Here is a 22,947-nt window from a genome sequence, read left to right on the forward strand (position 1 = left end):
AAGAGTTCAAACGGAATGGCATGATTATGACCGGAAGAAATGCAAGAGGGGTCGTCATGTATTCTATAAGAGGTCAGATAAGCTGACGGAAGAAGACAAATGGCTTCTTCGCAGGTACCTAAATATGTCCCCTGAATTAAAGGTGGCATATGAATTAAAAGAGCAGTTTTGTCGATGGTTTGACGAGGCAAAGCTGAATGGTGAGGAAAAGATCCTCCTAACTAAAGAGTCACTCTATAATTTTTACGAGGACGTTGCCCAGGCGGGCATTCCTGAGTTCATGAAAGCTGCCAAGACCATAAAAAACTGGCAAATCGAAATACTAAATAGCTTTAGCTATAACTATTCGAATGGCTTTTTAGAAGGCCTCAATAACTTAACGAAAGTCATGAAACGAAACGCATTTGGCTTTAGAAGCTTTAAGCGTTTTCGGGCCAAAATCTTATTAACTCATAAGTATAAAAAGTTGGGTGTGCATATTGGATAAGGGTGAAGCCCTTTGGACCTCACCCCAACATTTGACGTAGAACCTTTTTAATTCCCTCCTCAATAGGTCCATTGGGAAAAAAACTTCCCCGCTGACCGCCTCCCGAGCTCCAGCAGCTCTTCTTTTCTTTCAGCGGTAAGGCCAAATTCTGTAGAGACGATGCCCTCTGTCGGAACAAAAATGATATTCTTTGCATGCTTCCGGGAAATATAGCGTGCATCATGGGCATCCTTCATTGTTTCAAAGAGCGCCTCATAGAGCTGGATCGCATTATTGATTTTATTTTTCTCCCTGTTCAAGACATCATGGCTCAGCTTGATCCCAAGGACTGGCCGGAGCTTTTTGACATTTTCCTTGTCAAAGAGCCACATCGGAAAATTGCTCAGCACTCCCCCATCGACTAAGAGACTTGTTTCTCCTTCATAAGACTTCAGTTTGACCGGTTCAAAAAAATAAGGCAGGCTGCAGCTCATCCGGATAGCCTTCGCAACGGAGAATCGGCCAGGGTCGACCCCGTAGCTCATTAAATCATCCGGTAAGACGACAAGCCGGCCGTTGGTCAGATCTGATGCAATGACTCTAAGCTTCTGGGGTGCGAGGTCGCCAAATGTGCGGATCCCCCTTGCAGCGAGCTTTTCTGCAATCCACTTTTCCAGCTCGTTCCCCTTGTACAATCCAAGCCGCCAATACAAGAGCAGCCACTTAGCTGCCGAAAATGGCAGCAGCGTCCTCCTGGCATCCAGCAGCTTTTTCAAATCAAGTTCATTCATCAGATCGAACATTTCTCTGCTTGTGTATCCTGCAGCAGACAGTCCGGCCACAATGGAGCCCGCGCTCGTGCCGGCCACTCTTTCAAAACGGAATCCTTTCTGCTCAATGACCTCCAAAGCACCGATCAGCGCAAAGCCTTTAATGCCGCCGCCCGAAAAAACGCCGTCTATATACATGCAAGCCACTCCCGTCGATGATACCTGCTTGATACATCTTTAATCGGGCAGCTGCAAAAATAGTACGGCGGACAAATTAATTATTCATGACAAAATATCAGGTTACGTAAAATACTGGACTTCTGCTTCCGGAAAAAAGGAATGGACATAACTTCGGATGGTTTCTTCCATTTCCTTTGCTTCATCGTTCTGGTATACATATTTTCCTATTCCGTAGCGGCCCCACTTATATTTCCGCTTTTCTTCATCCATTTCAAGCTTTGTTTTCGGATAGCGTTTCTCTATGACCTTTTTGGCAGGCTTGGTGAAACGGTGCTGAATGAGTTCAAAGGTAAGGTCTTTAAGCTCTATGCCATCAAGCGACTGCTTCAGCCTTTCAAAAAGCTCATAATATCCTTCTTTCCAGTTTTCATGAAGATAGATTGGCGCTACGATAAAGCCTAAAGGATATCCCGCCCCTGCAACCTTCCTGGCCGCTTCGAGCCGTTCGTCGAAAGTGGAGGTGCCCGGTTCAAAATTCTTGATTACATATCGTGAATTGACGCTGAAGCGAAATCTTGTCTTGCCGTTATGCTTGGCATCAAGCAGATGGTCGACATGGTGGTACTTAGTCACAAAGCGGAGTCTTCCATACTCTGTCCCGCCGATGAATTCAATCGTCTTTTTCAATGAGTGCGTCAAATGGTCAAGCCCTACAATATCCGAGGTACAGGCAGCCTCAAATCGGGTGACTTCAGGTGCCCGCTCCTCCATATATTTTTCAGCCTGGGCAAAGATATCCTCAAGGTTTACATAAGTGCGGATATACGGCTTGCTCCCAAGGGTTGTCTGCAGATAGCAGTAATGGCAATGCCCCATGCATCCTGTTGCAAGCGGGATGGCATACTCGGCTGACGGCTTGGACGTATCGAATTTGAGCGTTCTCCTGATGCCTACCACGAGTGTGGATTTTGCATTCCGGTACTGCTGAAGCTCATTATTCCCCGGGATGCCGCGCACCTGGTTGTGGGAAGTGGTTTCGCGGATTTCGATGCCAAGCTCCTCAAATTTTTCCTTCAGCTCCTTTCCCAAAGGATATTCAAGCGCTTTCGGTTCTATATATACAAGCTGCGGCATGAATGGTTTCATCTTTATAACCCCGTTTCTATGTTTGCTTGGCTCAGGCATGTCGCCGGCACTTTTTTGTAGTATGAGCATTATTGGGGCAAAACCGAAAAAAAGAGGACGGAAAAATTTTTCCATCCTCTTTTTACTGTTTATGAAAATTTTACAAGCCGCATTTCAATTGGGCATTGCAGTTTGTGCAGGTATTGCAGCCGCCGATTTCTTTTACCTTTCCCTGGCGGCATACCGGGCAGGTGTTGCCTACTTCAGAGCCGATGGTTACATCTGTCGATCTGAGGTCACTGATTGTGTCAACCAGCACAACACGCTGCTTCGGCTTTTCTTCTTTCGTTTCTTCCTCATCGAAGGTGTTTTCTTCCGCTTTCAGTGTAAGGACCTGCGAGTCGCGGGAACCATCGACGTATACTGTTCCGCCTTTCGCTCCGCCGCGGTACAGGCGTTCATACACACCTTCCACCTGTTCAACGCTGTAGCCCTTCGGTGCATTGACCGTCTTGCTAATAGAACTGTCAATCCAGCGCTGGATGACACATTGAACATCAGCATGCGCCTCAGGGGAAAGCTCCATAGCGGAAATAAACCATTCCGGAAGGTTCTCAGGATCTGCATCAGGGTTGCGGTCCAGATACTCTTGTACGATATCTGCCTTCACCTCAATGAACTTCCCTAATCGGCCGCTCCTGAAATAGGAGAAGGAGAAGTATGGTTCAAGCCCTGTTGAAACCCCGACCATGGTACCTGTGGATCCTGTCGGTGCAACAGTAAGCAGGTGGGAATTGCGGATTCCTTTTTCAAGGATGGACTGTCTCACATCTTCTGGCATTTTCTGCATAAACCCGGTTTCTGTGAAGTTCTGGCGGAGCCTTTTTGTTTCTTCATCCGTTGCCCCTGTAAGGAACGGGAAGCTGCCTTTTTCGCCTGCCAGCTCAACAGAAGCTTTATATGCGGTTACAGCAATCGTTTCAAATACTTTGTCGATCAGTTCATTGCCTTTTTCTGAACCGTATTCTGTCTCACAGTAAATCAGCAGATCATGCAGTCCCATTACGCCAAGTCCGACACGGCGCTCTCCCAGAGCCTGCTTTTTGTTTTCTTCAAGGAAGTATGGTGTCGCGTCAATGACGTTATCCTGCATGCGGACGCCAACTTCAACAGTGCGGGCCAGCTTTTCAAAGTCGACGGTTTTGTTTTCCTTGTCAGCCATTTCAGCAAGATTGACAGCGGCAAGATTGCAGACAGAGTAAGGCGCCAGCGGCTGCTCTCCGCAAGGGTTTGTCGCTACTACCTTCTGTCCGTAGGCTTGTGCATTTGTCATATCATTCGCATTGTCGATGAAGAAAATGCCTGGCTCTGCTGAATAGGTCGCACAGATATTGATCAGGTTCCAAAGCTCTTTTGCCTTGATTTTGCGGTATATGCGCACTTTATGGCCCAGCTTTTCCCATTCGCGGACATCGCCGATTTTATGCCATTCTTCATTGTAGATCTTCATCGTTTCGGCATCATATGACTCCACATCAGGGAAGCGCAGCTCATACTCTGCATCTTTTTCAACTGCATCCATGAAATCCTTTGTCAGGCACACGGAGATATTGGCGCCCGTCAGGAACTCCGGATTATGGACAGTATAATTGCCTCCGGCAGCAAGCTTATTTTCCGCATCCTTGATGATTTTCTCGTTGAAGCCGCCAAGACCGGGGATTTGCTTATAGTTGATGATTCCCTGATACATATTGGTCTCCTGCTCAGTCAGCGGAGTGAACTTCAGCTTTTCGCTGGCATAGCGCTTGATTGTTTCATCCTGCGTGTTTTCCAGCAGGAAACGGAGGATGCGCGGGTTTTGCATTTTTGAGATGATGAATTCGATGATATCAGGATGCCAGTCGGTGAGCATGATCATTTGCGCACCTCTCCTTGAACCGCCCTGTTCAACCAAATGAGTCAGTTTCGCGATGTCATCAAGCCATGAAACCGAACCGGAAGATTTGCCGTTCACTCCGCGGGCCAGTGTGTTGCGCGGCCTTAAGGTCGATCCGTTTGTTCCGACGCCGCCGCCCCTGCTCATGATTTCCATTACCTGCTTGCGATGCTCAGAAATCCCTTCCCGGGAATCCTGTACAAACGGCATGACATAGCAGTTAAAGTAAGTAACATCCGTATCCGCGCCAGCACCGTAAAGCACCCTTCCGGCAGGGATGAAGTTCAGGCTCACAAGCTCGTGGTAAAATTTCCCGAACCATTCTTTCCGCTTCTCTTCTGTTGCCTCTGCAGATGCCAGGCCTGTCGCATTGCGCTTTGCAATCTGCTCATAATAGATTTCAAGCGGCTTCTCGATCACATCCAGCGATTTCGTAATCACAGGTTCGTCCGGATTATCCAGTACACCGCGGAATTCTTCATCCACCAATACTCTGGCTGTCTTGTTCTCCCAGTCAATCTCCTGAATGAAGCCGAGGCCGCGGGCAGGGAATTTGGGATCTTCTTTGACAGTCAGGACAACGAAGTCCCCGTTCGCCAGAGTGATCTTTTCTGTATCCTTGAAAGTATAGCGGTCCAGCATGACCAGACGGGAAACCCCTTTATGGGAGATTTTCATATCAGGGGTGATTGGATGCACCTGGGGGAATAGGCGGATATCCTTGTTTAATTGTTCGATGTTCACTTTTGCTTTTTGTCCTAGAACGACAGACATACACACAGCTCCTTCAATGTATCTTTCTATTAATAATAGAAAGCCAAGCTTCTATTTGTTTTTTTGAATACCCTAAAGTTATCATATCTAAAACCCCAAAATCAATATATAGTATATAAAATATTTTCGACACCACTATATATTGTATTATAGGTCAAGTCAATTTGATTTTGTCAAACGCAGAAAAAACTAGATTTCAGAGATAAGAAGAGATATTGTCCGATTAATGACAGTAAACGATTATTTTCGGCAAATTTCGGGGCTTGCGTTTTAGAAGCGGCCCCCTTGGAAAAATATTCATTATCTGGGTATGTTAAATTTCTGTATCAAACAGAAAAAAAGCGACAGGGCCGCTTTTTATCTTTTAAAGTTCCATTCATCGTTTTCATATCGGTCTTTTGCAATTTTGTTCACATATTCCATTTCTTCGGCGGAAAGCTCATAAGGTTCAAGATGAATGTCAAGACCTTCTTCAAAGCCCTTTCTGAAGGCTTCCTTGGCCTGCGCAATCGTAACTTTGTCCCGGCTCAGCTCGTTGATGGCAACTGCTTTGCTTTTGAACGCTCTCTGCATCCTTTCCTTCACACGGTCATTCGGATACTTGAACAGGCTGAAAAGCTTATCTTCATCAAGGTCGAGCAGGATGGATCCATGCTGGAGGATAACACCCTTCTGCCTTGTCTGGGCGCTTCCGGCAACCTTTCTCCCCTCAACAACAAGCTCATACCAGCTTGGTGCATCAAAGCAGACGGAAGAGCGCGGGTTCTTCAGCGACTCCCTTTCCTCGGCTGTCTTCGGAACAGCAAAATAGGCATCCATTCCAAGATTGTGGAATCCCTTAAGGATTCCTTCAGAAATCACCCGGTAGGCCTCTGTCACTGTTTTCGGCATTTCAGGATGGTCCTCTGATACGATGACGCTGTATGTGAGCTCATGTTCATGCAGGACGCCCCTTCCGCCTGTCGGACGGCGGACAAACCCCAGCCCGTGCTTTTTGACTGCATCCATATCGATTTCCTTTTCCGCTTTTTGAAAATAGCCAATGGAAAGCGTTGCCGGATCCCATCCGTAGAAGCGGATGACAGGCGGGATCTTTCCCTCGCTGTTCCACTCGAGGAGTGCCTCATCCAAAGCCATATTGAAAGATGGGGAACCATATCCCGAATCAATAAATCTCCAAGTTTCTTTTAGCATATGTAACCCTCTTTTTCATGTTATGAGTCTTGCACATGTTCTCTAGTCTATCAAAATGGGCGGAAAAAACAAAGCAAACAGCCCTTTCCTAATATTTCAATTTACCGTCTCGCCCGCTTTGTCTCCAGCAAATCCGAAAACGTGAGAAATACGTGAATTTTGCAGGAATTCCTTTACTCGCATACCTGCCGGCTTATATAATAAAAGCTGGCGTAGCTATACGTGAAAGGAGAAGTCACATTGGATACACTTTATATTCTTTTAATCATTATCGGGGGTTTTGTTACCTACTCTGTCGTTACATGGCTCTATCAGCGCAAAGTCGTCAAGACCCTGACAGAGGATGAATTCCGTGCAGGCTACCGGAAGGCTCAGCTGATCGATGTCCGGGAGCCGAATGAATTCGATGCCGGCCATATTCTTGGTTCCCGAAATATCCCGTTATCCCAGATGAAAATGCGCATGAAGGAAATCCGTCCGGACAAGCCTGTTTATCTGTACTGCCAAAGCGGGATGCGCAGCGGACGTGCAGCCCAGTTTTTATACCGCAGAGGCTATAAAGATCTCCACCAGCTGCAGGGCGGCTTCAAAAAATGGTCAGGCAAAATCAAAGCGAAGAAATAAGGGAAGCACATCCCTTCTATACATGAGCAAAAAAGGGTCCAGCCATAAGGCGGGACCCTTTTTCTGTGCAATCATATGAATCATCACATAACTGCGGCGTTCCAATCTAAAAAGAAAGGCGAAGCATGACAGCCCCTGCCGTGCTTCGCCCCTCAATGTTTTACAGATTTAAGCTTCTTTCTTATACCGGAGGACCGGTTTTCTTGCAGCCAGGGTCTCATCCAGGCGGCCGATGACCGTTGTATGCGGCGCTTCCTGCACGATTTCCGGATTTTCCTCCGCTTCCTTGGCAATCTGGATCATTGCTTCAATGAAGCTGTCCAGCGTTTCTTTTGATTCGGTTTCAGTCGGCTCTATCATGATGCATTCCTCTACATTCAGCGGGAAGTAGATGGTAGGCGGATGATAGCCGAAGTCGAGCAGGCGCTTCGCAATGTCAAGCGTTCTGACGCCAAGCTTTTTCTGGCGCTTTCCGCTGAGTACAAATTCATGCTTGCAGTGTCTGTCGAATGGCAGATCATAGTATTCCGCCAGGCGCCTCATCATATAATTCGCATTCAGGACGGCGAATTCTGTTACATTTTTCAAGCCGTCCGGCCCCATTGTGCGAATATAAGTATAAGCGCGAACATTGATGCCGAAGTTTCCATAATACGGTTTGACCCTTCCAATCGATTGCGGGAGGTCATAATCAAGGACAAATTCCTCGCCGCGCTTAGCAACGATCGGTTTAGGCAAATAGGGTATCAGGTCTTTCTTGACGCCGACCGGACCTGAGCCGGGCCCTCCCCCTCCGTGAGGACCTGTGAATGTTTTATGGAGATTCAGATGGACAACATCGAATCCCATATCTCCAGGCCGCGCTTTGGAAAGGACCGCATTCAGGTTGGCACCGTCATAATAAAGCTTGCCGCCGGCACCATGGACAATCTCTGCCATTTCAAGGATGTTTTCTTCAAACAGTCCAAGCGTGTTCGGATTCGTCAGCATCAGGGCAGCTGTATCGGAACCGACTACACGGCGAAGATCCTCAAGGTCCACAAGGCCGTTTTCATTCGATTTAACGGTGACGGTTTCAAAGCCGGCTACCGTTGCTGATGCGGGATTGGTCCCATGCGCTGAGTCAGGGACGATGACCTTGGTCCTCCCTGTATCCCCATTCGCTTCATGGAAGGCCCTGATCATCATCAATCCTGTCCATTCCCCATGAGCACCTGCAGCAGGCTGCAGCGTCACTTCATCCATTCCGGTAATTTCAATCAAGTGCTCCTGCAGGTCATACATCAGCTCCAATGCACCCTGGACAGAGCTTTCTTCCTGCAGGGGATGAATATGGGCAAACCCGTTAAAGCGTGCCACATTTTCATTGATCTTTGGATTGTATTTCATCGTGCATGATCCAAGCGGATAAAAACCTGAATCCACGCCATGGTTCCTTTTTGAGAGAGCAGTATAATGCCTCATGATGTCCAATTCCGATACTTCAGGAAGCTCAGGCTCTTCTTCACGCAGATATCCTTCAGGCAGCAATTCAGCCAAATCCACTTCAGGTACATCCAGATCCGGAAGGCTGTAGCCTGTGCGGCCCGGCTTGCTTATTTCAAAAATCAGCGGCTGGTCTTGATTATGCATGGTAATCCCCCAATTCTTTAACAAAAGTATCGATTTCTTCTTTCGTGCGAAGCTCTGTCACGGCAACCAGCATATGGTTTTCCAGTGAAGGATAGCTTCTGCCAAGATCAAAGCCGCCGATGATTTCTTTATCGAGCAGGCTCTTATTGATCTCCTTGACTGGTGTATTCAGCTTTACGACAAATTCATTAAAGATCGGGCCTTCAAAGGCAAGCTCGAATCCGGCCTTCTTGAACTGATCCTTGGCATAGCGGGCTTTCTGCATATTCTGGACTGCAATATCCCTGACGCCCTTTTTGCCGAGGGCTGTCATGGCGACAGATGCAGCAAGAGCATTCAAGGCCTGGTTGGAGCAGATATTGGAAGTCGCTTTATCACGGCGGATATGCTGTTCCCTTGCCTGAAGGGTCAGTACGAAGCCGCGGCGGCCTTCTTCATCAACCGTCTGCCCGACAAGGCGGCCCGGCACCTTTCTCATCAGTTTGGAGGTGACGGCAAAATAACCGCAATGAGGTCCCCCGAATGCCGTCGGGATCCCGAATGGCTGTGCATCCCCTGCCACAATATCAGCGCCAAACTTGCCTGGAGGAGTTAATGCGCCCAAGGAAAGCGGATTGCTTGATACAACGAACATCGATTTATGGGCATGGATGACTTCCTCAAGTTCTTCCAGCGGCTCTATGCGGCCGAAGAAGTTAGGGTATTGAACAATGACTGCAGCTGTATCGCTGTCCATCTGATCTTTCAGGGCATCCATATCTGTGATTCCATCCTTATGCGGAATCTCCACAACCTCAATATATTGCCCTTTTGCATAACTTCTGACAACATCCTTCGATTCCGGATGTACAGCCTCGGAGATCAGGATTTTCTTGCGGCGCGTCTGGCCTGCTGAAAGCATCGCTGCCTCAGCGAGGGCAGTGCCGCCGTCATACATGGAAGAATTGGCTACGTCCATGCCAGTCAGTTCGCAGATCATCGTCTGGAATTCAAAGATGGCCTGCAGCTCCCCCTGTGAAATCTCCGGCTGATACGGTGTATAGGCCGTATAGAATTCGGAGCGGGAAATGACGTGGTCCACAATCACCGGCATATAATGATCATAGACACCGGCTCCAAGGAAGGAAGAATTGGACCTGAGGTCGGCATTCTTCCCTGCCAGCCTGGTAAGCTCCTTCAATAAGGCCGTTTCCGGCTTTGCCGGTTTAATATTGTACTCTCCCTTAAACCTGACAGCTTCAGGTATATCACTGAACAGTTCATCAATCGAACTTGCCCCGATCTTCTCAAGCATTTCCTTTTTGTCTGTTTCTGTCATAGGCAGATAGCGATGCGTCATGTTTTTCCCCTCCGTCACTTCTTATCTCTTTTATAAAAAGGTGTGGCAGCTATAACTGCTTTCAGCCGTTTGCCGCGGATTTCAACTTCTACCTCATTGCCAAGCTCCGCATATTGGGTCTTGATCAGGGCGAGGCCGATGTTCTTCTTCAGGGTCGGTGATTGTGTGCCTGTCGTCACTTCGCCGACCTGCTCTCCATTCGCCAGCACCGGATAGCCGTGGCGCGGGATTCCCCTGTCAATCATTTCAAGTCCGACCAGCTTTCTCGGCACACCATTTTCTTTTTGCTGCTTGAGGACAGGCTTGCCGATGAAATCTGCTTCTTTATTAATCTTTACAGCAAAACCGATCCCGGCTTCAAGGGGGGTAATGTCTGGCGACAGCTCCTGCCCGTACAGCGCGAGGTTTGCTTCAAACCTCAGGGTGTCGCGGCAGCCAAGCCCGCAAGGCAGCACACCTTCTTCTTTTCCGGCTTCGAGGATATCATTCCAGATGCTTGAGGCATCATCCGAATGGCAGTAGATTTCGAATCCATCTTCGCCCGTATAGCCGGTGCGGGAAACGAGCGCTTTCTTTCCATTAAGGTCCACATCACTGCTGAATTTAAAAAAGCCAATTTCGCTTAAATCCTTTTCGCCTGCAAGCTTCTGGAGAATCCCTTCAGCTGCAGGTCCCTGCAAAGCAAGCTGCGCAGTCTGATCAGAAAGATTTTTGATGTCAGCACCCTCAATCAGATGGTCTTCAAGCCACTGATAATCCTTTTCTATGTTTGCCGCATTGACAACCAGCAGATAGTGGTCATCCTCGAATTTATACACAAGCAAATCGTCAACAGTGCCGCCGCTTTCATAGCACATCGCGGTATATTGTGCACCGCCGCTTTTCAGCTTGGAGATATCATTGGTCATCATTTTTTGCAGAAAATCCAGGCTGGCTTGCCCTTTCACTTCTATCTCTCCCATATGTGATACATCAAACAGGCCTGCTTTTGTTCTGACCGCTTCGTGCTCATCTTTGATGCCAGTGAACTGCACCGGCAGGTCCCAGCCGCCAAAATCGATGGTTTTTGCTCCAAGCTTCCGGTATTCCTCATATAATGGTGTACGTTTTAGCTGCGACATTCACTTGTCCCCCTTGATCCAAATAATAAATACAAGATTGCTAACCATGAGGCTTGAACGCCTGAAGGTTTTGGGCACGAAAAAAGGACAGAGAAATCCCCCGTTCCTAACGAGGGTCTCTGTCCTGGCACCTGAAAGTTTACCTTTTACCGGTTTTCCCCTTTGGTGGCTTCCTAAATGAAGCACTCTCCAGAGCCGCGTCCAACAAGGGTTCTTTTGCCTGAGAGATTCACATGAATGCTTGCTCCTTCGGCGCTGTATACACAGTCTCTCCCCTTATTCTCATCCGCATTTATAATTTTTTCCAATATGGCCATACTATTCAATGAAGAATCCGCAGCCTTCATGCTGCTGATGGCCGTTCGGAGCCAAAATTTGTTTAATGACAAATTTCGAAACATTCAAAGCTATTATCATCCTACCATCCTATTTCAGATTGGGCAATAAATAATTTGAGACGCTTCTTTTTACCCGCAGGACTCCCCGGGGGCATTGCCAAGAGGGGCTTAACTACAAGCGAAGGAGCTGTTTTACCATGCCAGTCCAGATCGATTTTGATTCTACATGGCAAACCGAGTTTCTATCAAGAATATCCAATGACGGACCATGGGGGAATTGGGAGCTTTACAGACTTGCTGCAGAGGTCGAGCAGCATACCATCATCCCCGAATTCAATGGCCTCCAGGCACCGGGGCACTTGCCGGACCTGACGCCGCTGCCCCACCAGCTGGAAGTTGCCAGGCAGGTAGTTGAAAATATGAACGGAAAAGCGATACTGGCCGATGAGGTCGGGCTCGGAAAAACGATTGAAGCTGGACTGATACTGAAAGAATATATGATTAGGGGTCTCGTGAAAAAAGTCCTTATCCTGGTTCCAGCCTCTCTTGTCACCCAGTGGGAAATCGAGCTGAACACAAAATTCTACATACCGGCAGTTGCCCAGCGCAAGGCTTATGTGTGGGAGCAGTGCGATGTGGTGGTTTCTTCCATCGATACAGCCAAAAGGAATCCGCACCGCGACATCATTTTTTCCCTTGATTATGATTTGATCATCATCGATGAAGCTCATAAGCTGAAAAACAGCAAAACGAAAAACTATGAATTTGTCCAGAGCCTGAAAAAGAAATTCTGCCTGCTCCTTACTGCTACACCGATCCAGAACAGGATAAGCGAGATTTTCAACCTCGTTTCTCTCTTGAAGCCGGGCCATCTGGGTAATGAAACAGCTTTTTATGAAAAATATAAGAAGGATTCACGCTCGCTCGATGACAATGCCCACCTGAAAGAGCTGGTCAATAAAGTGATGATCCGGAACAGGCGGGCTGATACAGGGATTGAATGGACAAAACGCCACGTAGAGACCATCCCGATTGAATTTTCCGCGGAAGAAAGGGATCTGTACGAGTCTGTCACAGAATTGAGGGGTGAAGGAGATTGGGTCAATTCCAGCCAGTTCTCCGTCATGACCCTGCAGCGCGAGGCCTGCAGCAGCCGGGAGGCAGTCTTTTATACCCTCCGCAATATGGTTTCCAGGCAGGAAGCCCCTTCTGATATGTTTCAGGAACAAATTCAGTACCTTGTCAGCAAGGTGGAGAAGGTACAGAGAAATTCCAAAGCGGAAAAAGCACTCGAGATTATCAAACGCATCGATGACAAGGTCATCATTTTCACAGAATACAGGGCGACCCAGCTTTACCTCCAATGGTTCCTGAAGCAGCACGGCATCAGTTCGGTCCCTTTCAGGGGCGGCTTCAAACGGGGCAAGAAGGATTGGATGAGAGAGCTTTTCAAGAACAATGTCCAGGTCCTGATTGCGACAGAGGCCGGGGGAGAAGGGATCAATCTCCAATTCTGCAACCATATTATCAATTATGACCTGCCATGGAATCCGATGCGCCTTGAACAAAGAATCGGAAGGATCCACCGTTTGGGCCAGGAAAAAGATGTGATGATTTATAATTTCGCAGTCAAGGATACTGTTGAAGAACATATTCTCAAATTGCTGTACGAGAAGATTCATCTGTTTGAAAAAGTCATCGGGGAGCTTGATGATATCCTCGCCAAGCTTGAGTTCGGAAGCATCGAGGACCATCTGACTGATATTTTTGGAAGATCGGCTTCAGAGGGAGAGATGAGAATCAAAATGGAGAACTTGAACAGCATGATACAGCTTGCTGAGGAAATGAAGGAGGGCGGCGCACATGCAGCAGCAGGAAATACGTAAATTCCTGGCACGCTATTTTACCGCGAACGGCTGTGAAATCACCGGGGAGGGGCCTGGCTATATGACGGTCCAGCTGACAATCGAGCTTGATAAAGAGCTGATGAACCGTCCTTTCTACTGGCATTATCTTGAAAAAACCGGAGGCATCCCGAATCCGATGAAGCTGACGTTCATTACTAACCGGCAGCTCGCGCCTCCCGACTTGAAGGGAGAAACGATCCATTTCGGTTCTCCGCGCCTGCATCAGATATTTCAATCAGCACGGAGCCTTGCAGGCTACATCCGCCTGTATGAACAGCATTCTTCCCCGCCGGGCAGGCAGACGCCTTTAAGGCCGTGGCTTTGCATGAATGTAAAGATTTCTTATCAATGCGACCGGAAAAGAGATGTGTTCAAATCGATCGGTCTGCAGCTGCTCAATGGCCAAATGGTTGAAAACTTCCATGACCGCCTGCTCCAGCTGCAGCTTACACCGAAGATTCCCGACTATTCGTTTACATTGTCGCCTCTGATCATGCCAAAGAGCGGCATCAGCAGGATCGAAGGATTCCTGAAGTCGCAGATTGATTCAGAGGAGCACGGCTGGGCTGACGAAGCAAGGGAACGATGGAGAAAGGATCTTGATCTGCTTGAGCATTTTTATGAAGATATGGAAGAGCGGAACGAGACTTACGAAAATGAAAAAGCCGCCCTGCAGGAGCAATATGAGCCAAAAGTCAATGTCAGCATCGTGAATGGCGGGCTTTTCTATCTGACAGATACAGCCGTTTAGGCAGAAACAGCATGGCTTTCACACATTTTCGATGCTTGTCCGGTATTCGCCGCTTCTCTTATCCTGCTGCAGCATAAGCTGGTACAAGATAAGGGAGTATCATAAGGCTGTACTTCCTTATCATCACCCCTGGATAGTTTCCAGTATATACCTCTTCATCTCCCGAAAAAAAAGAGAAGTGCAGGTCCGGCCCGCACTTCTCTTCTTTTATTTCCGGAATATCATACTGCCCGCGGCCGGACTGGAGCCTACTTCCTATTTCTCAGGCAAGGCTCCTCATAACGCCTTTTTCTATTGCCGTTTTGCCGCTTTTCCTTTTTTCAGCCCGGCCAGCAGTGCATATGGGATGATTCCGAACCATTTGAATAGGAATGGCTCTTTTTCATCCTTGCGGCTTTCCTTCTGTTTTTTCCGCTCATCCTTCGGCTGGTCCATATACTTCACGAATGTCTGGGTGACATATTTCACATAATCATTGGTTTTCATCGGACACCCCTCTCTTTAGTAGAAGTATGTCCCGGCCGTCAGCTTTTCAAACACAGCTGCGCTTCTGCCGTGATGGAACCGATTGTCCTCCCATCAGTCTCAATAATATGGTCGGCAGCTTCCTTATACAATGGAAGCCTCGATTGGTAGAGTACTTTTACTTTCTGTTCAAGCCCGCCCTCTAGAAGCGGACGTGCCGTATCAGCGGCAAGCCTTTTAATCGTTTCCTCAGGAGAGGCATGCAGGAACAGGACAGTCCCGGTGTTTTTCAGAAGGTAGCGGTTTTCCTTCCTTAAGACGACACCGCCCCCTGTAGTGACGATGATGTCCCTGGCCGACAAACGCTCCAGCATTTGCGTCTCCAGCTTACGGAAATATTCCTCGCCTTCCTGGGCAAACATCTCCTTGATGCTGATGCCTGCTTCCTTTTCTATTTCCTCATCCATATCAACCGCAGGCTTCCCAAGAGCAGAGGAGAGCTCTCTGCCGACAGTGGTCTTCCCCGCTCCCATAAAGCCGATTAAGTAGATTGTATTCATCAGGCGGATCTCCGTTCACTTTTTTTCTGTCCATTTTATCATTTTTCCGCGGTCTCTGTCATAAAACGCATATGAAACAATCGGTTTCTGGGATCCTATCGCCAGGGTAAAGGAGATTTCGAAGAGAGAGCCCGCCAGTTCTGTCATTGTATATGTTACTGTCCCTTCTTTAAATATAAAGCTGCCAGGCTGGAGGTGTTCATCCTCCCCCTGATCCGCCAGGTGCGCCTCAAGCCTTTTGACAGAGCTGAGCAAATAATAATCCTGTTTGAGGATTTGTTCTTTTTCGTTCAGAAATTCTGCTTCTGACACATTCTGCCCCAGCAGGATAAGAAGAGATAAACAGGAAGCCAGAAGAATGCTCAGAGACACAGGAAAAGCAAACCCTTTTTCATTCCGGAGCATTCTGGTTCACCTCGATAAATGGCACAATCACTGTGTGAAAATTTTCCCCGCGGCGGCTTTGCGCCTCTACGAGCAGGCTCTTGCCCTGGAAGGAGAAAGAGGCCGCATGGATATTCTGCAATACCACTTCATGCCCTTTCCCGTTGACTCTCCTTCTGAGATTGCTGCCGTATTTTTCAAAGCTGACAGACTCGCCGCTCCCCGCAAGCGTCAGCCGCCCTTCATTTACTTCAATATCTACGCTCATATGAACCTCTTTTTTCAGCTGTGCAGAAAAGATTTCCCATTCCATTCTTTGTAGCCTCATTTCTGACGCTTCCCCATCAGCCAGGTATCTGAGCGAAAGAGGGAGCAGTGAAGCAATGATGATGAAGATGCTAAAGCCGAAGAGCATCTCAGCCAGCGTAAAGCCATTATTCTTTATAATAAATGTCACAAATTCTTTCTTGTTGCCCGTTCTTTTTCTCATAGTGAACACAAACCTCCACACTCAGTCCATCCAATTCCATCTCCTCTATGGGATAGGCTTCATGGTAAATCATAGCAGGAGCAGATCCTGCAGCTTTCATCTGCAGATATTCGTATAATACCTGAACTGCTTCAGAGCTTCTTCTGTGTTCCTCTGCCTGGCCTGAAGCATGCAAAAACAGCGGCAGCAGCACACAGGCAGAAACAAGCCAGGCAGACAGGCTGAGGATAAGCTCCGCAAGAAAGAAGCCTTCATTCTTTAACAATATAAAATCTTCCTTTCCCTATTAAAAACGTAATCCTGTATGTTTCCCCGCCGGCTTCGGCATACAATGAACCGAAGCTGCTTACATTCCCGCTTGGGAGAAAACGGAAGGATAACTTCATAGTGTCTTCGTATATGGCGATATCCTCCTCATAGCTTCTGTCGATAATAGCGGCAGAATTGGGCGGGATGGCGATATAGCGGTTTTCGTCCGGAAAAATATAAAAGGAAATGGTCTCCTGGCGGGAAATCGCATATTGCTGAGCGAAAAAGAGGTCTGATTGAAGCTGCGATAAGAACAGCCTGCTTTCAAGCCGGCTTGCCTGAGGGACGATATAAACAGCAGCCAGAGAAGAGATCAGAAGAAAAATTGAGAAAACAAGCAGTGTTTCAACGAGTGTGAACCCCCCTTCACCTTTAGCCATTATTCAGCTGCGTGACCTCCCCTTCCTCACTGATAGAGATGCTGCTGCCGTTCGGACAGGATGTTTCGCCTTCTTTTAAATATCCCTCGCTTACAAGCTCCTCTATTCCCGAAGGATACTTTTTATGCTCTATCTCATATGACTGGACCTGGGCCTGGACCATCTTGATGTAAGCCTCGCAGCCTTTGCTGTTGATCTTGGAATTATGCTTGGTGATATTCGGCACGGTTATGATGAGCAGGACAGAAATGACAAGCAGGACGATCATCATTTCAATAAGGGTAAAACCTTTTTCGTTTTTCACTATTTCATCTCCTTTATAATCCATTTAGTAAATGAAACATGGGGAGCATCACGGCCAGATACATGGAAATCACGAGGGCGCCGATGAGGGAGAATAATACTGGCTGGACGATTTTGAGGCCTGCAGTGACCTTCTGCTCGAATGCCTCCATGCAGTGGATGCTGTAAAACCTCAGCTCCTGTCCAAGCTTGCCGTTTCTCTCGCCATGGCGGATGATCTGGCACAGGTCTTCCTGGAAAAAAGCAAAGCCGGACAAAATATCATCCAGTTTCTCCCCGGTTCTGAGCCTGATTTTTAGGGATTCCCCCAATTCGCTGTAAAAAGGCTGCTGGGGATTTCGCTGGAATAAGAGTAGAGCCTCAGAGACTGAGAGCCCCCCTCCTAACAGATAGCCAAGCTGGGCCGTGAAATACTGGGTATAAAACAGCCGGATCAGCGGGCCGGCTGCAGGGAGCATGGCAAGGCGCCGTTTCTGGTCCAGCTGGGGAAGATGCCTGAACCTGAAAGAATAATACAATAATGAAGCTGCTGCCAGGGCAAGGAAAAGGACAGCAAAAATAGGGAACAGAGTCCCTGCAAGCATTACTGCTTCAGTAAAGAAATTTGTGTCTAAATCCATGGAAGAAAAAAGCGAAGTGAATCTGGGGAGGAGCGTGTGCTGGACAAAGAAAAATAGAATAGATGTGGCTGACATCAGGAACAGCGGATAATAGAGGATTTTTCTCAGGCTGCTGATTTCCTTGCTTCTTCTCTCCATAATAGCGCTTCCGTCTATAAAGGCTTCTGCAAGGCCGCCATGCTGCTCGGCAAAATAGACATAGCCGATCAAAGTGGGGTTGAACTTGAGGTTTGTGAGGACCCGGTAAAAAGGATGGCCCTCTTTTAAATCATTGAGACTATCTGAAATTGCTGCTTTTCTGTAGTCAGGCAGATGATAGGCCAGGGATTCGATTGCTTCGCTGAGCGGGTAGCCCCTCTGCAGAAGTTCGCCTGTCCTCTTCAGGAATCCCGCCTGTTCGTCCAGCGTCCATTTACGGGTCCTCATTATACACCCACCGATCCATTTCAGCCTCCTTAATGTACCCCAGCGCAATTCCTTTGAGAATGGCATTCTTCAGGGTAGGATACTGATAGGGGCTCCCTTCCCCTCTCGCCTCCTTCATGACCGCAGAAAGGGCTTTGCCTGTCAATAATTCAAACACACTCGCCCTTTTTCCCGCCGCGGCACCCCGGCAGTGAGGCGGACAGGTACCGCTGCAATACGGGCATGACAGTTCCACGAGCCGCTGCGCTGTTACAGCTATCAGTGTCTGCTCGATTTCCTGCCATCCCACCCCGAACTCACCCAGCCGGTAAATAGCACCCTTGGCATCCCTGGTGTGCATCGTACTCAGCACAAGATGGCCTGTCAGCGCTGCCCGTACGGCAATTTCAGCCGTCTCCGCATCGCGTATCTCACCGACCATAATGATGTCCGGATCATGCCTCAGGATGGCCTTCAGCCCTGATGCATATGACACGCCCGCCTTTTCATTTACCTGCACCTGAAGCACGAGGTCGCTGTCCTTCTCGATCGGATCCTCAAGCGTGATGACATTTCTTTTGAATAAGGATGAAGTTTCATGCAGGAGGGAATAAAGGGTAGTTGTTTTTCCGCTGCCGGTCGGCCCGGTAAACAGGACCAGTCCATGGGCATGCTTCAGCAGTGCCAGGAGCTTATTCGACATAGCCGGGAACAGGGATATCTTTGAAATGTGGATATTGTCTTCCTGGGGAAGGATGCGGATGACCAGGCTTTCATGATGGGAAGAAGGAAGGGTGGACAATCGGAGGCCGATCAGCTTCTGATCAATCTCAAGTGAATACGCGCCGCTTTGCGGGCGCCTGCGGTCGCCGATATCCATTGAAGCAGAGAACTTGAAATGGGCAATCAGCCTCTCACAGTCATCAGTCGGCAGAACCTGCCGCGATAAGAGCCTGTCAGCGATCCTGAGCTGGACCAGGGTATCATGCCTGCGCGGGAGGATGTGGATATCCGAGGCATTTCTCCTGACCGCATCACATACGATACTGTCGGCCAATCTTTCAATTTTACTCAACCATATAACACCGCCTTTCTTTGGGATAATACTTATTTCGACAGTTCCTGCAAATGTCCTCCTGCTATTTTTATTTTTTTTGCATAGGACTTCCGTTTTTCCATATACTATCTTTACACAGCAGCATTGGGCTATAGCCAAGCGGTAAGGCAACGGACTTTGACTCCGTCATGCGTTGGTTCGAATCCAGCTAGCCCAGTTTCAGAAGGCAGAAAATAGGGGAATCAGCATGGCTGATTCCCCTATTTTCTGTTCAGCTGCTCAGCTTCAGCGGTTCTTTCCTGCTGGCAATCCCCTTTAAAGCATCGGGATTATAGCCGACAACCAGCTTTTTCCCGTCAGTCAGAATGGGCCTTCTCAGCAGCTTCGGCTCTTCCACGATCATTTTGACAACCTCTGACAGGGAGAGTTCATTCACATCAATGTTCAGATTTTTAAAGGTGCTGCTGCGGGTGGCCAAAACCTCATCAAGGCCTTCTGTTGTCAAAGACAGGATCTCCAGCAGTTCTTTGCTGGATGGAGTTTCGCGGAACAGATGCCTTTCCGAAAAGTCGATTGAGTTTGCCTTGAGCCAGCTTTTGGTCTTTCTGCATGATGTACAGCTCGGGTACGTGAAGAAAGTCAGTTCATTCATTTATATCCCTCACTTTTCTGGTTTTTTAGTTAGTTAGTTTGTTGTTAAATGAATTGTACATCATTTGTATAACCTTTGTACAGTAAATTACACTCCTTATTTTATACTTTTTTGTGAACTTTTTTCTAACATTCATTTTGCCTTACCTGTTTCTGCTGCCGCTGTATTATAATGGAATTGGAACGGTGGAGGTGATGAATTGGATCAAACGTTAAAGGTGACAAATGTGCTGGCAGATCCAACCCGCTATCATATTTATCAGTTCATAACAAAGAAGCACAGCGACGTCACTGTCCAGGAGATGGCTGAAAACTTCAGCATTCATGCGAATGTTGCCCGCCTGCATCTGTCTAAATTGGAAGATGCCGGTTTATTGGTTTCCAAATCCGGCAAGACGGGAAAAGGGGGAAGGCCAAGCAGGCACTATAAGCTCTCCGATGAATTGATCCAGATGAATTTCCCTTTCCGGGATTTTCAGCTGCTTGCAAGAGTCTGCATTGAATCAATGATGGATCTTGGTGATGCCGGCAAAAAAGCCCTGAAGGAGACCGGAAGGAAATTTGGCAGGGAGCTCCTTATACAAGAATTGAACAGGCAGGAAAAAAAAGAGGAAGACCTGTCTTTTGATGAAAGATTCTTCATGCTTAAGGGTGCGGCCATGGCGGCCGGTTTTTTCCCGGAGTTCAGCATGAATCCCGAAAAAACTAAAATATTCTTCCAAATTTTCAACTGCCCTTTTAAAGAAGTGGCAGCCAAACATCCGGCAGCTGTGTGCGAAATGCACTTCGAATACCTGGAAGGGATGCTCGGCGCACTTTTTCCTTCGGCCGAACTGGCTGAAACGGAGAATATGATGAATAACTGCAAATCGTGCTCATACTATGCAGCGGTTACAAAGTAACAGCAAAGAGTTGTTTACTTTTTAATAAGAATTACTTTATAATATGGTAGTGATTGAACTGCTTGCTTTAAAGGAGGGATACATATGGATCGCATGTACAGAGTATTGGGATTCTGGACGGGCATTTTTGCTGTCATGTTCTTCTTGGGGGACATGTATACAACGTCTCTAATCTTCTTCGGCCAAACAGGATTTTTCCTGCTTCTAAGCTATTTAAAGCTTTCCGAACGTATGTATATTTATATTTTTGGCGCTTATTTAACCGTTTTCTTTGTTGGCTTCACCTACTGGTCAACTTTTATGATGACCCCAGGAGCCGGAGGGCACTAAAGCGCGCAAAAGAAAAAGCGATGGATTCCCATCGCTTTTTTTTATTTCAAGTAAAACTTTTTAACTCCTATCACTGTCCACAGCTGCGTTCCTTATCGGAAAAAGCACTTGCACTTTTCTTATCCTGCACCCAGCCCTTTCGTCTGCACGATGCTGTGAAAGGCAGCACTCATCCCGGAAGGCAAGATCAGCTGCCTGATCGCCCGGTTCCGCCTGCTGGCTGCAGAAAAGGGATCAGGATCATCATGATTTAGCAGATCCTCCAGGATGCCGCAGGAAAGGAGGAATTCATCCTGCCTGTACTTCCCTTCAAGTCTCAAGTCCCGCTTCTCTCCCTCACGGATAAAAGAATCGAAATGGACATGGCTTGTTATGTCCATTTTGCCGGGGCTGTACAAGAAGTCCTCGATCAGCCTGTGATTGGAATAGCCCCTCAAGCTTCCTCTTTTCCTGGCAGGGTCCATCAATTCTTCATCTGTATATCCATAATCCACAGTCAGGACAATCCCCTTATGAAGCATTTCAGAAATGGAGGAAATCAATCCAATCATCCTTAGAGGGATTTCCAGGCGCTGATTTTCTTTTAGCTTTAAACCGTTATCCCTTATGTAGGCCAGCACAGAAGGATCCTCAAGGGGAACAGCTTCTTCCTTGAGCTCCCCGCTTTCCATTGCAACCATAACTTCCATCATATGCCCCTGCTGATTTTCAACCAGTCTGACCGGCAGGGCATCGAATAATTCATTAGAAAAAATCAATCCGCAAAAAGGCTTAAGTTCCTCGAGAGAATCGACCTGCTGCACACGGGCTCCTAAAAGAGAAGACTGCAGGCCTTTATGATATGGGCTTTCTTCTTTGACAAAATATGTGACAGGCTCCCCGGACAGTTTATTCCACTCGTCAATGAATGCTGAAGCAAAACGGCCGTCCCCTGCCCCGATTTCACAGACATGGGAAGGGAGTCCCCGCTCCTGCGTTTGGCCAAAATACCATTTGGCTACCGCCCTTCCATATAAATCAGAAATATTTGATGTGGTGATAAAATCCCCGTTACGCCCGATTTTCGGCTTGGGTACCATATAATAGCCTTTATTTTCGTCGTAGAGAACGGTATCCATAAATTGCTCAGCCGTTATCCTCCCCGATGGGCTGCGGCTGATGATTTCAGTCAAAAGTTCCAGCAACCTTCATCCCCGCCTTTATTTAATAGCTCAAAATCCATTAAGGAATGGATTGGAATCCATTTCCTGTCCGATGTAAGTGGCAGATCCGTGGCCGGACAGGACCAGGGTATCCTCCGGCAGCACCAGAAGCTTGTCGTGGATGCTCTTCAGCAGCTTTTCCTGGTTTCCGCCGGGAAGGTCTGTCCTTCCTATGCTTCCGCTGAACAAAGCATCCCCTGAAGCTGCCAGGCTTGCTTCCGGAAAGTAGAATGAAACACTTCCAGGCGAATGGCCGGGCGTCTCAAGAATCTTGAATGAAAAAGCACCGATTTTCATTTCCTGATCTCCTGAAAGAAGATTCTCAGCAGGCTTGGCAGTGACCTTGCCCATTCTGAAAAACTGTGAGCCGTTCAACGAAGGGTCACGCAGCCATGAAGCTTCCTTTTTATGAAGATAGGCAGGACAGCCGAATTCTTCCCTGATTTCATCCAATGCACCAATGTGATCAAAATGGGCATGTGTCAGCAGGACAGCAAGCGGCTTCAGCTTATTGCCTTTAATATATCCCGCCAGCTTTGCCGCCTCTCCGCCCGGATCTATGACCAGGCAGGTTCCATCCTCTCTTGAAAGAACATAGCTGTTTGTCTGAATCAGACCTAAAGGTATCTGTTTCCACTCCATTATATAAAGCCTCCAGTTGAACATTTATTTATGTATATTTTACACTATTACTAATACCGACTAAAGCTGATTGCATACGGAGGAAAAAAA

25 protein-coding genes, 1 tRNA gene and 2 riboswitches are annotated in these 22,947 nt (G+C 47.7%); of the genes, 7 read left to right on the forward strand and 19 right to left on the reverse strand.

Translation table 11 applies throughout. The features are described 5' to 3' along the window. Window positions 1-487, forward strand: a 487-nt coding sequence (locus tag FZD51_RS25220; protein WP_148977161.1) for a transposase, incomplete at its 5' end; no start/stop codon positions are given. 59 nt (window positions 488-546) lie between these two features. On the opposite strand, the gene FZD51_RS25225 is transcribed toward FZD51_RS25220, so the two are convergent. The 4 genes from FZD51_RS25225 to FZD51_RS25240 all read right to left on the reverse strand — a co-directional run bounded on the left by FZD51_RS25225 (window position 547) and on the right by FZD51_RS25240 (window position 6,445). Beyond that, window positions 547-1,434 carry a patatin-like phospholipase family protein gene (locus FZD51_RS25225; protein WP_148977188.1) on the reverse strand — a complete coding sequence of 296 codons (888 nt, stop codon included), beginning with the start codon at window positions 1,432-1,434 and terminating at the stop codon, window positions 547-549. Window positions 1,435-1,536: 102 nt separating this feature from the next. Further along, the gene (gene splB / locus FZD51_RS25230) at window positions 1,537-2,562 is read right to left on the reverse strand and encodes a spore photoproduct lyase (protein ID WP_009794932.1); all 1,026 of its coding nucleotides are present in this window, start codon (window positions 2,560-2,562) and stop codon (window positions 1,537-1,539) included. 139 nt (window positions 2,563-2,701) lie between these two features. After that, window positions 2,702-5,251 carry a vitamin B12-dependent ribonucleotide reductase gene (locus tag FZD51_RS25235; RefSeq protein ID WP_148977189.1) on the reverse strand — a complete coding sequence of 850 codons (2,550 nt, stop codon included), beginning with the start codon at window positions 5,249-5,251 and terminating at the stop codon, window positions 2,702-2,704. Between the two features lie 357 nt (window positions 5,252-5,608). Continuing rightward, entirely contained in the window at window positions 5,609-6,445 is an 837-nt protein-coding gene (locus tag FZD51_RS25240) for a lipoate--protein ligase family protein (RefSeq protein WP_148977190.1), read from the reverse strand. 240 nt (window positions 6,446-6,685) lie between these two features. Here FZD51_RS25240 and FZD51_RS25245 point away from each other — a divergent pair, with 240 nt between their 5' ends. Then, window positions 6,686-7,069: a rhodanese-like domain-containing protein gene (locus FZD51_RS25245; RefSeq protein ID WP_094767073.1), complete on the forward strand. Its 384-nt coding sequence runs from the start codon at window positions 6,686-6,688 to the stop codon at window positions 7,067-7,069. Between the two features lie 168 nt (window positions 7,070-7,237). On the opposite strand, the gene gcvPB is transcribed toward FZD51_RS25245, so the two are convergent. The 3 genes from gcvPB to gcvT are packed head-to-tail and all read right to left on the reverse strand — an operon-like array spanning window position 7,238 to window position 11,161. Beyond that, window positions 7,238-8,701, reverse strand: coding sequence for an aminomethyl-transferring glycine dehydrogenase subunit GcvPB (gene gcvPB, locus FZD51_RS25250; RefSeq protein ID WP_148977191.1), 1,464 nt, complete (start codon window positions 8,699-8,701; stop codon window positions 7,238-7,240). Beyond that, entirely contained in the window at window positions 8,694-10,040 is a 1,347-nt protein-coding gene (gene gcvPA, locus FZD51_RS25255) for an aminomethyl-transferring glycine dehydrogenase subunit GcvPA (RefSeq protein WP_148977192.1), read from the reverse strand. Before gcvPA ends, gcvPB begins: the two co-directional genes overlap by 8 nt. Before the next feature lie 14 nt (window positions 10,041-10,054). Then, window positions 10,055-11,161, reverse strand: a complete 1,107-nt coding sequence (gene gcvT, locus FZD51_RS25260; RefSeq protein ID WP_148977193.1) for a glycine cleavage system aminomethyltransferase GcvT — start codon at window positions 11,159-11,161, stop codon at window positions 10,055-10,057. Between the two features lie 117 nt (window positions 11,162-11,278). Beyond that, a riboswitch (glycine riboswitch) is annotated at window positions 11,279-11,356 on the reverse strand. Between the two features lie 3 nt (window positions 11,357-11,359). After that, a riboswitch (glycine riboswitch) is annotated at window positions 11,360-11,447 on the reverse strand. A 249-nt stretch (window positions 11,448-11,696) separates the two neighbouring features. On the opposite strand from gcvT, the gene FZD51_RS25265 reads away from it, so the two are divergent. Next, a complete protein-coding gene (locus FZD51_RS25265; protein ID WP_148977194.1) occupies window positions 11,697-13,385 on the forward strand; it encodes a DEAD/DEAH box helicase in 1,689 nt (562 codons plus the stop codon). Further along, the gene (locus FZD51_RS25270) at window positions 13,363-14,157 is read left to right on the forward strand and encodes a YqhG family protein (RefSeq protein WP_148977195.1); all 795 of its coding nucleotides are present in this window, start codon (window positions 13,363-13,365) and stop codon (window positions 14,155-14,157) included. Before FZD51_RS25265 ends, FZD51_RS25270 begins: the two co-directional genes overlap by 23 nt. 291 nt (window positions 14,158-14,448) lie before the next feature. Here the strand turns inward: FZD51_RS25270 and FZD51_RS25275 are convergent, their stop codons facing one another. Genes FZD51_RS25275 through comGA form a run of 9 tightly spaced genes read right to left on the reverse strand, consistent with a single transcriptional unit; the run spans window position 14,449 to window position 19,148 of the window. Then, window positions 14,449-14,643, reverse strand: coding sequence for a YqzE family protein (locus FZD51_RS25275; RefSeq protein WP_009794920.1), 195 nt, complete (start codon window positions 14,641-14,643; stop codon window positions 14,449-14,451). A 38-nt stretch (window positions 14,644-14,681) separates the two neighbouring features. Next, window positions 14,682-15,182, reverse strand: a complete 501-nt coding sequence (locus tag FZD51_RS25280; protein WP_148977196.1) for a shikimate kinase — start codon at window positions 15,180-15,182, stop codon at window positions 14,682-14,684. 15 nt (window positions 15,183-15,197) lie between these two features. Then, entirely contained in the window at window positions 15,198-15,587 is a 390-nt protein-coding gene (gene comGG, locus FZD51_RS25285; RefSeq protein ID WP_148977197.1) for a competence type IV pilus minor pilin ComGG, read from the reverse strand. Then, window positions 15,574-16,056, reverse strand: a complete 483-nt coding sequence (gene comGF, locus FZD51_RS25290; RefSeq protein WP_148977198.1) for a competence type IV pilus minor pilin ComGF — start codon at window positions 16,054-16,056, stop codon at window positions 15,574-15,576. Before comGF ends, comGG begins: the two co-directional genes overlap by 14 nt. Continuing rightward, entirely contained in the window at window positions 16,001-16,321 is a 321-nt protein-coding gene (locus FZD51_RS25295) for a hypothetical protein (protein ID WP_148977199.1), read from the reverse strand. The genes comGF and FZD51_RS25295 overlap by 56 nt, the downstream gene beginning before the upstream one ends. Beyond that, on the reverse strand, window positions 16,308-16,745 hold the full coding sequence (gene comGD, locus FZD51_RS25300) for a competence type IV pilus minor pilin ComGD (protein WP_148977200.1): 438 nt from the start codon (window positions 16,743-16,745) through the stop codon (window positions 16,308-16,310). Before comGD ends, FZD51_RS25295 begins: the two co-directional genes overlap by 14 nt. Further along, on the reverse strand, window positions 16,738-17,073 hold the full coding sequence (gene comGC / locus FZD51_RS25305) for a competence type IV pilus major pilin ComGC (RefSeq protein WP_148977201.1): 336 nt from the start codon (window positions 17,071-17,073) through the stop codon (window positions 16,738-16,740). The genes comGD and comGC overlap by 8 nt, the downstream gene beginning before the upstream one ends. Beyond that, window positions 17,063-18,094 carry a competence type IV pilus assembly protein ComGB gene (gene comGB, locus FZD51_RS25310; RefSeq protein ID WP_148977202.1) on the reverse strand — a complete coding sequence of 344 codons (1,032 nt, stop codon included), beginning with the start codon at window positions 18,092-18,094 and terminating at the stop codon, window positions 17,063-17,065. The genes comGC and comGB overlap by 11 nt, the downstream gene beginning before the upstream one ends. After that, window positions 18,081-19,148, reverse strand: a complete 1,068-nt coding sequence (gene comGA, locus FZD51_RS25315) for a competence type IV pilus ATPase ComGA (protein ID WP_148977203.1) — start codon at window positions 19,146-19,148, stop codon at window positions 18,081-18,083. Before comGA ends, comGB begins: the two co-directional genes overlap by 14 nt. 127 nt (window positions 19,149-19,275) lie before the next feature. Here comGA and FZD51_RS25320 point away from each other — a divergent pair. Continuing rightward, window positions 19,276-19,347 (forward strand) — tRNA-Gln (locus FZD51_RS25320). 54 nt (window positions 19,348-19,401) lie between these two features. Here the strand turns inward: FZD51_RS25320 and FZD51_RS25325 are convergent. Continuing rightward, window positions 19,402-19,782, reverse strand: coding sequence for a Spx/MgsR family RNA polymerase-binding regulatory protein (locus FZD51_RS25325; protein WP_009794911.1), 381 nt, complete (start codon window positions 19,780-19,782; stop codon window positions 19,402-19,404). Between the two features lie 199 nt (window positions 19,783-19,981). On the opposite strand from FZD51_RS25325, the gene FZD51_RS25330 reads away from it, so the two are divergent. Then, window positions 19,982-20,683 carry a helix-turn-helix transcriptional regulator gene (locus FZD51_RS25330; RefSeq protein ID WP_148977204.1) on the forward strand — a complete coding sequence of 234 codons (702 nt, stop codon included), beginning with the start codon at window positions 19,982-19,984 and terminating at the stop codon, window positions 20,681-20,683. Window positions 20,684-20,767: 84 nt separating this feature from the next. After that, window positions 20,768-21,013 carry a DUF2626 domain-containing protein gene (locus FZD51_RS25335; protein WP_009794909.1) on the forward strand — a complete coding sequence of 82 codons (246 nt, stop codon included), beginning with the start codon at window positions 20,768-20,770 and terminating at the stop codon, window positions 21,011-21,013. A gap of 119 nt (window positions 21,014-21,132) precedes the next feature. Here the strand turns inward: FZD51_RS25335 and FZD51_RS25340 are convergent, their stop codons facing one another. Further along, the gene (locus FZD51_RS25340) at window positions 21,133-22,197 is read right to left on the reverse strand and encodes a class I SAM-dependent methyltransferase (protein WP_148977205.1); all 1,065 of its coding nucleotides are present in this window, start codon (window positions 22,195-22,197) and stop codon (window positions 21,133-21,135) included. A 27-nt stretch (window positions 22,198-22,224) separates the two neighbouring features. Further along, entirely contained in the window at window positions 22,225-22,857 is a 633-nt protein-coding gene (locus FZD51_RS25345; protein ID WP_148977206.1) for an MBL fold metallo-hydrolase, read from the reverse strand. Window positions 22,858-22,947 lie beyond the last annotated feature (90 nt).

The sequence above is a fragment of the Bacillus infantis genome (assembly GCF_008180445.1).
GTDB lineage: Bacteria > Bacillota > Bacilli > Bacillales > Cytobacillaceae > Bacillus_AB > Bacillus_AB infantis_B.

What these genes read in the sequence shown, in the direction of transcription:
- splB (WP_009794932.1), bottom strand. Translation starts at nt 2,562, where the DNA reads ATGAAACCATTCATGCCGCAGCTTGTATATATAGAACCGAAAGCGCTT.
- comGF (WP_148977198.1), bottom strand. Translation starts at nt 16,056, where the DNA reads ATGAGAAAAAGAACGGGCAACAAGAAAGAATTTGTGACATTTATTATA.
- FZD51_RS25325 (WP_009794911.1), bottom strand. Translation starts at nt 19,782, where the DNA reads ATGAATGAACTGACTTTCTTCACGTACCCGAGCTGTACATCATGCAGA.
- comGB (WP_148977202.1), bottom strand. Translation starts at nt 18,094, where the DNA reads ATGAGGACCCGTAAATGGACGCTGGACGAACAGGCGGGATTCCTGAAG.
- FZD51_RS25280 (WP_148977196.1), bottom strand. Translation starts at nt 15,182, where the DNA reads ATGAATACAATCTACTTAATCGGCTTTATGGGAGCGGGGAAGACCACT.
- gcvT (WP_148977193.1), bottom strand. Translation starts at nt 11,161, where the DNA reads ATGTCGCAGCTAAAACGTACACCATTATATGAGGAATACCGGAAGCTT.
- FZD51_RS25225 (WP_148977188.1), bottom strand. Translation starts at nt 1,434, where the DNA reads ATGTATATAGACGGCGTTTTTTCGGGCGGCGGCATTAAAGGCTTTGCG.
- FZD51_RS25235 (WP_148977189.1), bottom strand. Translation starts at nt 5,251, where the DNA reads ATGTCTGTCGTTCTAGGACAAAAAGCAAAAGTGAACATCGAACAATTA.
- comGD (WP_148977200.1), bottom strand. Translation starts at nt 16,745, where the DNA reads ATGGCTAAAGGTGAAGGGGGGTTCACACTCGTTGAAACACTGCTTGTT.
- FZD51_RS25335 (WP_009794909.1), top strand. Translation starts at nt 20,768, where the DNA reads ATGGATCGCATGTACAGAGTATTGGGATTCTGGACGGGCATTTTTGCT.
- gcvPA (WP_148977192.1), bottom strand. Translation starts at nt 10,040, where the DNA reads ATGACGCATCGCTATCTGCCTATGACAGAAACAGACAAAAAGGAAATG.
- FZD51_RS25240 (WP_148977190.1), bottom strand. Translation starts at nt 6,445, where the DNA reads ATGCTAAAAGAAACTTGGAGATTTATTGATTCGGGATATGGTTCCCCA.
- FZD51_RS25270 (WP_148977195.1), top strand. Translation starts at nt 13,363, where the DNA reads ATGCAGCAGCAGGAAATACGTAAATTCCTGGCACGCTATTTTACCGCG.
- FZD51_RS25275 (WP_009794920.1), bottom strand. Translation starts at nt 14,643, where the DNA reads ATGAAAACCAATGATTATGTGAAATATGTCACCCAGACATTCGTGAAG.
- comGG (WP_148977197.1), bottom strand. Translation starts at nt 15,587, where the DNA reads ATGCTCCGGAATGAAAAAGGGTTTGCTTTTCCTGTGTCTCTGAGCATT.
- FZD51_RS25345 (WP_148977206.1), bottom strand. Translation starts at nt 22,857, where the DNA reads ATGGAGTGGAAACAGATACCTTTAGGTCTGATTCAGACAAACAGCTAT.
- gcvPB (WP_148977191.1), bottom strand. Translation starts at nt 8,701, where the DNA reads ATGCATAATCAAGACCAGCCGCTGATTTTTGAAATAAGCAAGCCGGGC.
- FZD51_RS25265 (WP_148977194.1), top strand. Translation starts at nt 11,697, where the DNA reads ATGCCAGTCCAGATCGATTTTGATTCTACATGGCAAACCGAGTTTCTA.
- comGC (WP_148977201.1), bottom strand. Translation starts at nt 17,073, where the DNA reads ATGGATTATAAAGGAGATGAAATAGTGAAAAACGAAAAAGGTTTTACC.